Below are 13748 nucleotides of genomic sequence, written 5' to 3'. Positions count from 1 at the left end.
ACAGGGTAAGTTCAACCCGTTAGGAAAAGGTTATTGTTTTTATTCCATTTCTGCCTTCAGACTGAGTAGGTCCGCCCAGGCAAGTTTTTTTGCACCTGGTTGGTCAATTAAAAAGGCCGGATGAAAAGTCGGCAGCATTTTTGCGCGAACTTCCCCAATTTGCAAATCATTCCATTTGCCGCGGAGTTTGTTGATACCTGTTTTGCGGTCCAGCAGGTGTCCGGCGGCTTCTCCGCAGGCCAGAACACAGGTGGGTTTGGCAAGCTCAATATGGCGGAGAGCGAAGGGCAGGCAAAGAGCGCGTTCTTCATCCGTCGGGGTTCGTCCCCCCGGTGGTCGCCAGGGGATCGCACTCGCAAGATAGACTTCATCACGTTCAAGGCCGATAGCTGCCAGCATTTTATCGAGTAGTTGTCCGGCGGAACCGGAAAACGGGAGCCCGCTCCGATCTTCATCACTGGATGGTTGCCGGTCGATGATCATCAGCTTTGCGCCAGGGGTGCCCTCGGCAAATACGGTATGGCTCGCCAGCTTTTTTAGTGAACAATGCTCAAAATTTTCAATTGTTTGCCGAAGCGCCTCAAGGTTCTCGCAATTGAGGGCTAGTTCCTGTGCCTCACGAACCCCTTCGGCGAGGGTAGGGATCGGCGCGTTTTGAGCGGCGGGTTTCAGATGGTTGGTTTTGACAGTGGGCGTCGGGCAGACGGAGGGTGATTCTGAGGATAATGGTTGTTGCGCGGCTAATTGATAGCGATTAACCGGCTCTTCGCCAATCGTTTCCGTTACCCCCGCGTCGAGATAGAAGCGGAGCAATGCCGCCATGTCAATTTCAGATTGCATGCCATATCATAGCAGCCCTTTTTCCGTTTCGAGAAGATGGCGGGTGAAAGATTTTTGATGTGAAAGGAAAATATCCTTTGGATCGCATGTGCGCCGTATTCCTGTTCGTCGCTGCGTTTAGCGATGTATTATCTTGAATGCTTCGTTTTAAATGGCCGGAAACCGCCGTAATCCATCTCAATCGGGATTGACGCGCAATAAAAAAAATATAGTGTCGGGAGTAAATCTGCTGGATTTGGGTAAAGGGGGTCCCTTTGCGCAAGGCATCGGTTCAATGATAAATAACGGCTGATAATTAGTCGGAAAGGCAAGAAGAGGCTTTTGATGGAACGCGAATCTATGGAGTTTGATGTTGTTATTGTCGGCGGTGGCCCGGCTGGGCTATCTGCGGCAATAAAGTTGCGCCAGCTCAGTGCCGAGGCCGGCATTGACATTTCGGTATGCGTTCTTGAGAAAGGCTCAGAGATTGGGGCTCATATACTCTCGGGTAATGTGTTTGAAACCCGAGCATTGGATGAGTTGATTCCGGACTGGAAGGAAAAGGGCGCACCGCTCAATACGCCGGTCAAGTCAGAGAAATTCTTCTTCATGACAGAATCGAGCGAACTCCGCTTCCCGAACTTCCTGCTACCGAAACAGCTACATAATCATGGCAATTATATCATCAGCCTTGGCAATTTCTGTCGTTGGCTTGCGGAACAGGCTGAAGCGATGGAAGTCGAGGTTTATCCGGGATTTGCAGCCGCAGAGGTTCTCTATCACGAGGATGGCAGTGTTAAAGGCGTCGCCACCGGTGATATGGGCGTTGGTCGCGACGGTGAGCATAAGGGCTCCTATGAGCCGGGGATGGAACTACACGCCAAATACACCCTCTTTGCGGAAGGCGTGCGCGGTTCACTGACCAAAACTCTGTTTGAAAAATTCAACCTTCGTGAAAACTGCGACCCGCAGACTTTCGGTATTGGGATCAAGGAATTGTGGGAGCTGGATCCTGAGCAGCATAAGGAAGGCCAGATTTTCCACAGCTTCGGTTGGCCGCTTGACCGTAACACATATGGCGGTTCCTTTGTCTATCATCTGGAAAACAATCAGGCCTATGTCGGCTATGTCGTCGCACTTGATTATGAAAATCCATATTTGTCACCTTACGATGAGTTCCAGAAGTTCAAGACCCATCCGATGATGAAGGAAATGCTGAAGGGCGGTAAACGTATTTCTTACGGCGCGCGAGCAATTAACGAAGGTGGCTTTCAATCAGTGCCGGAACTTGTTTTCCCAGGCGGCGCCTTGATTGGCTGCACCGCCGGTTTCCTGAATGTGCCGAAGATCAAGGGATCTCATACCGCGATGAAGTCGGGGATGATGGCCGCGGAGGCCATTGTCGCCGAAATGAAACTGAATGCGGAGGCTCCGGCCAAAGTACTGGATACATATCCAGCGCTTTATAAAAAATCTTGGGTTTATGACGAGCTTTATCGTGTTCGCAATAGCCGGCCGGCCTTTAAATGGGGGTTGCTTGCCGGAACTCTCTATACAGGGCTGGATCTCAAAATTCTGGGGGGTAGGACGCCTTGGACGTTCAAGCATCATGATGATCATTCGGCCCTGAAAAAGGCGAAGGATTGCAAAAAAATCGACTATCCGAAATATGACGGTGTATACACATTCGATAAACCATCATCGGTATTCCTCTCGAATACCAATCATGAAGAAGATCAGCCGATCCATCTCACATTGAAGGATGACAGCGTTCCGGTTTCTATAAATTATGTTGAGTATGCCGGGCCGGAACAGCGGTTTTGTCCTGCCGGCGTTTATGAATTCTTGACCGATGATGACGGATCAAATCCGCGCCTGCAGATAAACGCCCAGAACTGCGTTCATTGCAAAACATGTGATATCAAGGACCCGACGCAGAATATCAACTGGGTTGTTCCAGAAGGCGGCGGCGGGCCAAACTATCCGAATATGTAAAAATTAGCCCGAATTTCTGGAAATTTGTTTCATGCTAGTTGGGAACGCCCTACATACTATGGAAATGTGGCTTTCCCGGCGAACCATGCGTCGGATCAAAAACGTAAAGGTAAATTAACAGAAATGGCGAGCGCGGGCGTGAACAAGTTCAAACTGGTTATCGGCGGTTTTATTCTGACGGCGGCGTTGGGGGCTTGTGCCGCGAGCAGCGCCTCAAGCGAACGTCAATCTCTACCAGATTCTTTTCAGGACGCTGGCGGCACGGCAGAGATGTTCCCTTCGTCATATTTTGGCGAATATCTGGCGGGCCGTGAAGCCCTTCGTGAGCAAGACTCTGCAGTCGCCCTTGAATATTTCGAAGATGCGTTGAGCGAGCGGGGCGATGACGGAATTCTTTTGAATATTGCATTGCAGGCCGCACTCTCCAAGGGAGATATAAAACGGGCAATTGCACTTGCACCGAAGGTAATCGAGCTGGATGAAGATAGTTCAACAGCCGATCTTGTTTTGGCAATTAACGCACTCGGCCAGAAGAACTACGCCCAGGCTCGCGACAATTTGGAAAAAACGGCTGAGAATGGCTTCAACGTTCTGTTAAAACCATTGCTTATGTCCTGGATAAAGTTGGGGCAGGGGGATACGGACGGGGCGCTCGCTGAACTCAATGCTCTCGATAAGTATAATGGGTTTGAAGCACTCAAGCAGTATCAGGCGGCATTGCTAAGTGATTTGTCTGGCGACCAGAATTTGGCGGATGTGAATTATGAGGCGGCGCTCACCGGACCTTCCGGTCGGGCCGTTCGTTTGGTGCAGTCCTATGGGGCATATCTCGATCGCACAGGTCGGCGGGATGAAGTCAAGAAACTCTTTGACGCCTATCTCGAAAAGTATCCGTTGAGCCCGACAATCCAGCTTGAACTCGCCGAACTCGAGGCAGGGCGACCTATCACACCGATTGCAAGAGACCCGATTGAAGGCGCGGCGGAAGCTCTTTACAGCGCCGCCTCAATTATAGGGCAAGAACGCGCTGTCGGTGTCGCGGCGACTTATATCTATTTCGCACTTCAGTTAAAACCGGATTTTCCAATGGGGCGGATGTTACTAGCGGAAACTGCGGAAGATAGGAATAAATGGCAGGAAGCGTTTGATCTTTATAGTGAGATTAACCCCAATTCTGCCTATGGCAAGAATGCACGGATTCGAACCGGCTGGGTCGCGTATCGTCTTGGCCGTACAGACGAGGCGAAGGATCGGCTTGAGGCGGTTGCCGCCGGCTATCCGGAAGACATTGAGGCGCTGGTCGTTCTTGCGGACGTCAGCCGGGATTCGAAAGATTGGAACGAGGCGGCGCGCAACTACGGTCGTGCGATTGAACGGCTTCCAGAACTTCAGGAGCGGCATTGGTCGCTCTACTATGCGCGGGGAATTGCTTACGAACAGTCCGGGCAATGGGCGCTTGCACAGGCCGATCTTTTGAAATCACTTGAGCTTCGGCCTGATCATCCGCAAGTTCTCAACTATCTGGCATATTCCTGGGTGGACAGAAATGAAAATCTGGAGCAGGCCAAGGATATGTTGATTAAGGCAGTCTCACTGCGCCCCCGTGACGGCTTTATTATAGACAGCTTGGGATGGCTTTATTATCGGCTTGGCGAATTTGATGATGCGGTGGTGCAACTGGAAAAGGCCGTCTCTTTGGAGGCCGCGGATCCGACGATTACGGATCATCTTGCCGATGCCTATTGGCGCGTTGGCCGCCGGGAGGAAGCGCGCTATCAGTGGCAGCGGGCGCTCTGGCTCGACCCTGCAGAAGATCAGATTCCGATCATCAAGGGAAAGCTGAAATCCGGTCTTAAGGATGATATCAAGGCCCAGAAATAATCGGGCGAGCTATCGTGATTACCGCCTTCGCCCGATCTAAAGTCAATCTCTTCCTGCATGTGACAGGTAAGCGGAATGACGGGTATCATCTGCTCGAAAGTCTTGTGGTTTTCCCTGAGTGGGGGGACAGGATAACCGTTAAAAAGGGCAAGAGTATCACGCTTGAGGTAACAGGCCCCTTTTCTCAATTGATTGGTAGTACCGAAGAAAATCTCGCCTTTAAAGCTGCGCATTTGTTGAAGCGTGAAGGTGGATCGAATGAAGGCGCGCGCATAGTTTTAGAGAAGAACTTACCGGTTGCGGCCGGAATCGGTGGCGGATCTGCTGATGCGGCGGCTGTCTTAAAATCCCTTAATGTATTGTGGAATATAGGGTTTTCTAATAATCGCCTTGGCCAAATCGGACTAGCCCTCGGTGCAGATGTTCCCGTCTGTCTTTATGGAAAACCGGCGATGATGTCAGGCATTGGGGAACAGATTTCTGGTCTACGAGAATTTCCGAAATTTAATATTTTACTAGTTAATCCGGGTATTTCGGCTTCTACGGGGGATGTATTCAGTCAGCTGACAATCTCGGAGAAAATAACCTCTTCAGATGACTTTAGTGGACGAACAGCACGGGAGTTATTCATCGGGCTTGCCGCCATGCGGAATGATCTGGAGGCTCCTGCGCTCGAAGTTGCCCCTGTAATTGACGCTGTTCTTTCGTCGATCAAAGAGCAGAAGGGATGTCATCTTGCCCGAATGAGCGGCAGCGGGGCGACCTGTTTCGGATTATTCGAAGAAGAAGAGGCAGCTGAGATGGCTGCGCGTGACATACTGGAGCGCCATCCTGACTGGTGGGTGCAGGCGGCGGCTGTGGACCCGTAGTTCCGGAGATTTAGCCTTTTACCGATTTTTTCAAAATTTGGCTTGAGGTTAGTCGGCCCTTTGGATAGAAAGAGGCTCCTTATTGGGGTGTAGCCAAGCGGTAAGGCAGCGGGTTTTGATCCCGTCACGCGCAGGTTCGAATCCTGCCACCCCAGCCATTTTTTATATAACTATTTCAAATACTTAGACTTTTTGCGAGTCCCCACCAAGTGCATTAGCGTTAGTACACTTTGCTAGTACACTTTTGTTCGCAAGAGGGCTCAATGGGACGCTATCTCCAGAATCAAAGTGGCACCTTTTATTTTCGAAGGAAGGTCCCTACTGAATTCAAGGAAAGAATAGGCGTTACGGAAATTAAGCGCTCATTGGGAACGGGTAGCAGGAAGCTTGCTAAAATTCGCGCCGCACAATTATACTTGGTAAGTGAACGGCTTTTCGAGTACGCAAAAATGAATCCCAGACAAGCAAGCAAATATATCCAAAACATTGCGAGGGAAATGTTCTCACGGGAAATAGAAAAATGGGAAGAAAATTTCTCATTGAAAAGTGCGGATGTTTTTTGCGAAGAAACCAATACAATTGAATCATCACGCTCATTCACGCGGGCATTGATGCAATCAAGGTTAGACGCGGAAAAATTTTCTCTGCAGGCCAATAAAACTTCCCTCAGTTCGCTAAACATTGAGCCTTTCTTGTCGTCGGTCGGCATTGAGAGCTTACATGATGACGACAACGAAAATCAGGCACTTAAGCAAATACTGGCCCGACTTGTCCAGCGTGGGCAAATTGCAGCATATGAAACTATGCTTGCACGTCTAGATGGCGACTATTCCTTTCGACCAAACGATACGCTTTTCTCAGCAGTTCTGGACATGAAGGATAGGGGAGAAGCGGAGTTTTTCCCCGAGAGAAATAAAGCTGAGGCAAATGAACAGCCGAGAAGCGAGCAGGTTCGAAGTAAAAGGCCCGTTCAATTTTCAGAAATCTATGAAACAGTAATTGCTCAAATGATACAAACAGGCCAATGGAAAGGGCAAACTGTAAATCAAAACAGGACTACTTTCGTCAGGTTCATTGAGGTCGCCGGGGATAAGCCAGTCAGTGAATATCAAAAATCGGATATTGCCGGATTTATTTCTCTAATCAGAAAATTGCCAAGAGACTGGGGACGATCCATAAAAAGTCGAGATTTATCACTTCAACAGATAATAAAAAACGGTGGGGGAAAAGTTCAAGAAACGTTGGCGGTTAATACCTTGAAACGACATCATCGAGCCCTATCAAAGTTTTTTTCGCATCTTCTGAATGAAGGCGTTTATGAGGGCAGAAATCCGGCCTCTGGGTACAAATTTGAAAGGGATAGCTCGAAGAGGAATAAGCGACAGGAGTGGTCTGTAGCAAATTTGGAGATTTTATTTGCTTCCCCGAATTGGCAAGGCTCCAAGTCAAAGGTGCATCGCTCTAATGCGGGAAGTGTCATTACTAAAGACGAAAAATACTGGCTCCCGTTGTTAGCGCTGTATCATGGCAATAGACTTGAAGAATTTGCGCAATTAAGAAAATCAGATATTCAGTCGGAAGCGGATATACCTTTTTTCCATATCCACGGCGCTGGAGGTAGGCAGATTAAGAACGCACAATCCGAGCGTCGAGTGCCAGTGCATCCGACTATAGTGAAGCTTGGCTTTTTGGATTACGTAGATCGTATTATGACTGAACCAGAAAGATCAATTTTTCCAGCACTAAGACCGGGAGGTGCAGACACCAAATATGGCTTTGCATTCTCGAAATGGTTTTCCCGATATCGACAGGAAATAGGGGTTTTTGAAAGAGGAGTAGATTATCACTCCTTTCGACACGGCTTCATTACACAGCTACTCAATAAGGGCGTATCCAAAGAAATAGTCGAGGCTCTAGTTGGGCATGACTCCGGTGAAAGCATGACTACCTCTGTCTATCATAAGGGGTTCAGTCTCGAAAATCTGGCGGAAGCGATAGCGAAGTTAGAGTGGCCAGAAGTTGAGAAATTATTCGCTGAAAAAGCTGCTGACAACTGAGAGTACGAACAAGTCACTTTTAACGTGCTCTAAATGGCACGATAAGCGTGCCTGGGAGTGTTTTTTTGATTTTACGAGGCAATAGTAGCTGGCGACTGCAGGGCGAATTGCTGAGTGATCGGTACTGCTGACGGTAATTAGGAGCGATCCTAGCATTAGGTCAATCTGTTTTGCCAAGTGCCAAAATAGTAACTTGATCTATGGCCCAGTTAATTACAGCGGCCTTTCCTGCATGGGAAATTTTTTCTAATTGTTCAATATCATCGTTTGGTGATAATGACTTATCTAAACCCGCTATAGTATTGTCCAGTAGTTTTTGGCAGGGCTCATATAGAGATTTGTGGGTGCGTTTGAACTTCCGTGTAGGCGATATCGAAAGTTTCTCCAGGTCGGCAAGTAACGGCTTAGGAATCTCGTATATTGCAGCATCAATCCTAATTTGTTCGTATGCTGCTTTTGCCGCATGCGTTAGATTTCTGGATTTTCCAAAAGGCGTCGGTCCAGTCAGATCCGTGTGCATTTTTTTAGTCAGAGCAATAGCTTTGGACGAGTATGTCGCCCACCCAATATTTACAATATAAGCGCCTTGAACCATTTTCCCTTTGAGGAATAAGGGATATGGAATTTTCTGCTTCTTTTTTTTGGGGAGCAACGCGCCGGATGGTTTAGGAGTTTTTAGCTTTAGCTCCGCTGCTCTTTTACTCAATCCCTGTTGAAATCGGTCAAGATCAGTCTTGTCTACTAAAAACCCAGCATGAATATCAAATCTCCGAGGAGAGTTTATCCTATCCACATATTCCTTAGCTTTTTTTCCGCGAGAAACCTTTGGCTCAACTACCAGCCAGTAAGTAGGGTGCTTTCCTAATATGTGTCGGACTTTGTGAAGAATTTCCTTTTTGAATCCAATAGTGAGGTTTTTATGTTTCGATATCCAATTTTGTTGTTGTTCATCACTAATATTGAAAGTGATAGAAAAATTAATCTTAAAGAAATGACCTACTATTTGTTCCATTACAAATTTCTCACTAGAGGTTAAATCTGTCCATCTAGGTGGAGAATATCCTGTGAGGTATGAGAGGCTACTTACTATACGGGAAATGCGGTCCAAATCATAGTTTCCGGTCATTGCTAATTCAAAAAACTTGAGAAAACTGCGCCGTTGACGAGTGCTTTGCGGGCGTGCATACGCTATGGGAAGCCTGGTTTTTGAACTTTTTGCCATGAAAATTATGTTTTCTTTTGTTGTAGATAACGATGTATTGGAGATTATACTGGCATGAATTTATAAGTCTCTAGAACCAATAAATGCTCTACTCGGTTGGATATTGTTTTTCACATGAGCTTATCTTCATTACCGGTCCATTCTTCAGTCGCAAAATTGCGCTGTGAAGTTGCTACTATTTATTCGGTTAGCCATGTGGATAAGCTCAAATTTTTCGAAAGGAATTGAGAAAAAATCAGCGTAACCTTAAGGGGGCAGAAAAATTTGACACAAAGAAGAGGGTATAATGAAGAGGTTTTGATATCGATTTGATATAGAATTTTGGATAAGCATTTGAATATAAAAGCGTAATTTTATATAATTTTCACATAAATATGTGCTCAGGGTCGCGAAATTAGCTGAAAAAGGCTGTTTTTTTGTATGTTTTTTATATCAGTGGCCCCAAAATATATAAAAATCGATATATTTATATAAATTTGATACATAGAGATTGATATAAATATATTAAATCCCGACTCCTTTAGCCCCCCTAAAACTTCTTCTATTTTTCTCGGGGGACCACGGTTGTATTACGGGCGGGGGGCCGTTTTTTTTGTTAGGGCCTGAGATTTGTTGCGTAGTTTCTAGATTAAGTCAGGTCCTTGGAAAGGATCACTGTTTGTCTAATGAATACTCGATGGTGCTGGAATGTTTCTAGCGAAGGATAAAGTTCTATCTATTGAGAATGCGACGGACAGTTTCAGGATGCCAGTCGGAGTTTCGTGCTGTTGGAATTCCTCTTGCGTTTAGTGCAGTTGCTATCTGCTGGTATGTCTCTGCACCAGATGCTTTTATCTGTTCAATGATCGCAGATATATTTTCCGCATGAGAATTGGCCTTCAGTCTGATTGCTTTAATACCTTTGGTACTCAGCTTTGCCCCATTCCTTGTTCCAAGTATCACGCCACGGGCTTTAGCAGCCTGCAGGGCAGCTTTTGTCCGCTCTGATATCATTTCCCTCTCTCGTTCTGCTACAAGGGCGTGAATGCCCAGCGTAAAGCGATCCAGATGGGGTTGATCGCAGACGTGGAGATTAATGCTGGCTTTCTTGACCATATCATCGAATTTCAGGAGAAAGGTTGCATTCCTGCTTAACCGGTCCAGTTTTGCGACAATTAATGTGCTCTTGGTTTTACGGCAATATTTGATTGCTTTATCCAGTTCAGGGCGCTGGTCAATCTTTCCGCTTTCAATTTCAGTAAAGGAAGAGGTCAATTCTGCTCCGACGGAGTTGAGGAACATTTCCACAGAATGTTGCTGGGCTTCTAATCCTAATCCGCTTTTTCCCTGCCGATCCGTTGAAACCCGGAAATAGCCCACATATCCGTTTTGCATTCTCATTTTCCTCTATTTAACAAACCAACACCGACGTGTTGGTTTGTGATAACAGGCAACCTTTGCCTGCCTCAAGAGGAATAACGCACATATATTCAATTTACTTTTCGTAACTTCTAGATGTCACAACCTGACTGGAACTAAGGGTTTTCCAACTATGCCAAAACGAAATTAAATTGAAATGCTAGGTATCACGCAACACAATCGTTTCGACATCATTCTTTCTAACATCCTTGGCCAATTTCACAAAAAGCTCGTGTTTCAGTATTGCTAAATCATCGAGAAACTCTGGTGGCCCATTTTTGTTCATTATGGCGGGCAATAAATAGAATGCTCCAACTCGGTGAAAAGATTCCAAAAATCTTTCCAAATTAATATCGTTGTCGGGGGTCATCATCATATACCGAGAAGAAAATGCAATTCTTTTCCCAATGTCAGGGTCGTCTGTATCCAAAAGTTTGGAAGATACAAAAACATAGTAATGGTGTTTATTCTGAAGGGGCAAATGACGCACTATGGACAAGGAAATTTCGTCATTTTCATCATGTTTGCCAAATCGCGCTAGCCAACCTTCAAAAATCTTTTCAGCACCTGCTTTGTCTTCAAAGAGAAAAGCAAAATGGGGTGGTTGAATTGGATCAGACTGTAAAAAACCTGTCCCCCTCCATCGCGCCTGATCCCATGCAGGTACATTGATAACTGATCGCACAGAAACTGTACGATGGTCCTTCATTTCATCAGAAATGCCTCTATCATCTTTTTTCTCGGTCGAATCCGGATCAATTAACTTATTCAGATCGATAGTGGTAAGAGTCGGTCGTTCGGCACGTATTTCGTAGGTTTTTTTTACCAACTCTTGCCAGTCAGATATTCGCGATGTATTTTTTGAAGCGAACCTATTATAGCTGGTCGAAACGTACGCGGCTATTGCCATCCTATGCTGTACGGCTTCGTCGACATAGAGTTTGTCTAACAGCATATCTATTTCTTTCACGTAGCATGTAGCAGCAAGAACTGTGCCTGACACCTCAGCCAAAAAACTAAGCACTTCTTTTTGTTGCTTGAAATTTGTTTGAGACAGTGCTCGAGGCCACTTGATTTCGACCGTCATATCCATCGCTTTCAACTGAAGTGACGGTTTTGATACTTCGTCGCTCACAATTAAATTGATGCTTATCTTTTCAGTGTGTGGAGAAATCCGCTGTTCAATCGTTGTCGCAAAAAACGCTTCTAAAGAGCCCATAATGGCCTCGGTTACAAGTATGGCTTGGAGACTACCTTTGCTACTAATCTCGACATTCATACCGATTATGGCCGTCCTAAAAGTTTGGATATCCTCTGTATTCAAAATTAAGGAGCCTTGTTGGTTCTGACCGACTGGTTGACTAGCCAACATTGAGAAAATTCGATGTGCCCCTTCATCCGTCTCTTCTTTAGGCACATACCCCTCAGTGCGCAGGGCATCCATATAACCAAGTATATAAAGAAGAGATGAGCGTGCCATGAACAATCCCAGCGCTTCTAGTACGTCAGGCAAGCATTCCAGCCGTTCAAGTTCTTTCGCATTTAGATTCAGGAATTGGCTACCTAAAGCTAGATCCAGCTCTTTAATGTCCTCATTAGCTCTATCGAGGGAATCTTCTGTCAACGGAAGTGAGGCTAGTGCGCCATTCAACATTTGAATTGCAAAAAGAAAATCTGGTAAATGATGAAGCTCCAATGCAATCCAAGCGAAAATCTTCATCGTTGGGACAAAGCTCGCAGGCAGTATGCTATCCTCTTCGCTTTCGACAACAAGAGATGTCGCAAGAGAAATACAGCCTGCACGTGCAGCCCACAAAAGTCCTGCTCGTCGATATGCAAGCGTTAGAAGTTCTAATGCTTCAATTAGTTGATCAGTATACTCTTTTTTAGAGAGGCCAATTGCAGCCTTACCCGAGAGACGGATGATTTCCAATGGTTCCGAGAAATCAAGTTTCCTTGCGCGATTAAGGAGCACTATTGCGCCTTCAGCTTCACTTTTACGGTTTGAAACAAATTTTGCCACTTTGTCTACAAGATCGTTATAGACAGGGTCATTCCCCGCAATTGCGCCTGCCACTTCTATCATTTCTACAAAACGATCAGCTTTGAATTCTCCGAGCCCGCTCGCCTTCTCCAAAGTTTCTACAAAATTTCTCCAAACATCTGGCAATTTGTCATGATTTCCATCAATAAAAATCTGATTCATTCGGAGGATTAGTAAAGAGGCTTCCGCTTCTAAACTATTGTTCGGCTGATCTTTATTCTCGATTATACACTCTAACGCTAGTTTCAATTTTTCAAGCCGCTCGTCTAGCTTGCTTTCTTCACGCGTCATATGCCCGTGAACAATTGAATTAATAAAGAGTTGTAATAAATTGCATAAAAACTCCAAATTAACTGCACGACTAGATTCAAGCGCAATTTTTTCAAAGGGTTCGTATGAATCCTTTAGAAACTGAAAGTCATCGAACCACCAAAATGCCGTCCATATATGTTCATATTTAGCTTCCAATTGTTGTCTGAACGAGCCATCCTTATTCGCCAACCGAATTGCACGAAGAAAACGGCCGTCGATGTCCGAACGCGATTGTTCTAGATTTCTAGATAGCTTAGCGGCGACGAGAGCCTCTGTAACTCTCTGGAGTTCCATTCCAAGATACGCGTCGGGATCATCAATCGACTTTTCTATATCTTCTAATTGTTGTGCCCGAGAGTAATCTGTTGGTCCCAATCTGAGTGGGGCATTTCTAACCTCACCGATTTCTAGAAAATTATATGCGATATCTTTGCGGTCGTTCTCAATAATTTCTTTTACGATCCATGATCTATCGTGAATCGTTACAGGAATTCCATACTGTTTCGAAAGTTCATCTTCAACGCCTGCTCGGCTTTTATCTTTCGCAAATCTACTGGTGACAAAAATTATTCTTTTATAATTTCTATCCGTTTCAATAATACCCTTTACATCATCACGAACTTTAGCAGGCCAAGTCTTCTTAGCACTAAATGCAAACGCCCATCTTTCATGGGCAGAGTTGGCTTCGCCAACATAAAATAGCGATCCCGTTTCTTCAGAAACGGGATAAGTTTCGGTATCAACTTTACTATCACCACCGCCGTCCGGCCCCGTATGCGAACGCAAATTAGGGCATATTGTACGCTCGCATAATTTGCGGCAAAACAATTCAAAAGCTTGCGTCTGGTTTCGTTCAGTAATCGTCTCAAGATGATATTCTAGAGTTGGGGCTTCTAGTACATACGCTACGCGATCCGTAGTGTCGGAATAATACTCCGGGCGAAGTTCCCTCATAAATTGAGAAGGCGAAATTTTCTTCGCTAAAGCAGGATCAGTTTTTCTAGGTTCTGCCGCTTCATCTTTCCCCATCTCTAATCCCCTTCTCGCCCTTGTACTCATGTCGAGTTATAGAACTTTTCGATGTAGTCGGACACATTCATTCTTGCTTGCGCAGGTTGAAGAAGCTTACAGCAATGGCGTTGCCGTTTACC

Annotated in this window: 8 protein-coding genes and 1 tRNA gene; 5 read left to right on the top strand and 4 right to left on the bottom strand. The window is 45.8% G+C overall.

Annotation, left to right across the window (positions count from 1 at the left end):
- Nucleotides 1–39 precede the first annotated feature (39 nt).
- Nucleotides 40–840 (bottom strand): uracil-DNA glycosylase, encoded by an 801-nt coding sequence (locus LKE13_RS01035; RefSeq protein ID WP_227947829.1) that lies wholly within the window; start codon nt 838–840, stop codon nt 40–42.
- A 324-nt stretch (nt 841–1164) separates the two neighbouring features.
- On the opposite strand from LKE13_RS01035, the gene LKE13_RS01030 reads away from it, so the two are divergent.
- The 5 genes from LKE13_RS01030 (at nt 1165) to LKE13_RS01010 (ending at nt 7621) form a co-directional block, all read left to right on the top strand.
- The gene (locus LKE13_RS01030; protein WP_227947828.1) at nt 1165–2814 is read left to right on the top strand and encodes an electron transfer flavoprotein-ubiquinone oxidoreductase; all 1650 of its coding nucleotides are present in this window, start codon (nt 1165–1167) and stop codon (nt 2812–2814) included.
- 123 nt (nt 2815–2937) lie between these two features.
- Nucleotides 2938–4695 carry a tetratricopeptide repeat protein gene (locus LKE13_RS01025; RefSeq protein WP_227947827.1) on the top strand — a complete coding sequence of 586 codons (1758 nt, stop codon included), beginning with the start codon at nt 2938–2940 and terminating at the stop codon, nt 4693–4695.
- Between the two features lie 14 nt (nt 4696–4709).
- Nucleotides 4710–5564 (top strand): 4-(cytidine 5'-diphospho)-2-C-methyl-D-erythritol kinase, encoded by an 855-nt coding sequence (locus LKE13_RS01020; protein WP_227947826.1) that lies wholly within the window; start codon nt 4710–4712, stop codon nt 5562–5564.
- Nucleotides 5565–5647: 83 nt separating this feature from the next.
- Nucleotides 5648–5722 (top strand) — tRNA-Gln (locus LKE13_RS01015).
- A 105-nt stretch (nt 5723–5827) separates the two neighbouring features.
- A complete protein-coding gene (locus tag LKE13_RS01010) occupies nt 5828–7621 on the top strand; it encodes a site-specific integrase (RefSeq protein ID WP_227947825.1) in 1794 nt (597 codons plus the stop codon).
- 160 nt (nt 7622–7781) lie between these two features.
- Here LKE13_RS01010 and LKE13_RS01005 read toward each other — a convergent pair whose 3' ends face one another.
- From LKE13_RS01005 to LKE13_RS00995, 3 genes are all read right to left on the bottom strand, one after another.
- Nucleotides 7782–8843, bottom strand: a complete 1062-nt coding sequence (locus LKE13_RS01005; protein ID WP_227947824.1) for a hypothetical protein — start codon at nt 8841–8843, stop codon at nt 7782–7784.
- 711 nt (nt 8844–9554) lie between these two features.
- Nucleotides 9555–10217 (bottom strand): recombinase family protein, encoded by a 663-nt coding sequence (locus LKE13_RS01000; RefSeq protein WP_227947823.1) that lies wholly within the window; start codon nt 10215–10217, stop codon nt 9555–9557.
- Between the two features lie 184 nt (nt 10218–10401).
- Nucleotides 10402–13626 (bottom strand): hypothetical protein, encoded by a 3225-nt coding sequence (locus LKE13_RS00995; RefSeq protein ID WP_227947822.1) that lies wholly within the window; start codon nt 13624–13626, stop codon nt 10402–10404.
- Nucleotides 13627–13748: the final 122 nt, after the last annotated feature.

This window comes from Sneathiella sp. HT1-7 (assembly GCF_020731145.1).
Lineage (GTDB): Bacteria > Pseudomonadota > Alphaproteobacteria > Sneathiellales > Sneathiellaceae > Sneathiella.
Note: the sequence above shows the minus strand (reverse complement) of the source record. Positions and strands in the feature narration are given on the sequence as shown.

Coding starts and splice junctions, on each gene's coding strand:
- LKE13_RS01010 (WP_227947825.1), top strand. CDS start 5,828: ATGGGACGCTATCTCCAGAATCAAAGTGGCACCTTTTATTTTCGAAGG.
- LKE13_RS01025 (WP_227947827.1), top strand. CDS start 2,938: ATGGCGAGCGCGGGCGTGAACAAGTTCAAACTGGTTATCGGCGGTTTT.
- LKE13_RS01035 (WP_227947829.1), bottom strand. CDS start 840: ATGCAATCTGAAATTGACATGGCGGCATTGCTCCGCTTCTATCTCGAC.
- LKE13_RS01000 (WP_227947823.1), bottom strand. CDS start 10,217: ATGCAAAACGGATATGTGGGCTATTTCCGGGTTTCAACGGATCGGCAG.
- LKE13_RS00995 (WP_227947822.1), bottom strand. CDS start 13,626: ATGGGGAAAGATGAAGCGGCAGAACCTAGAAAAACTGATCCTGCTTTA.
- LKE13_RS01030 (WP_227947828.1), top strand. CDS start 1,165: ATGGAACGCGAATCTATGGAGTTTGATGTTGTTATTGTCGGCGGTGGC.
- LKE13_RS01005 (WP_227947824.1), bottom strand. CDS start 8,843: ATGGCAAAAAGTTCAAAAACCAGGCTTCCCATAGCGTATGCACGCCCG.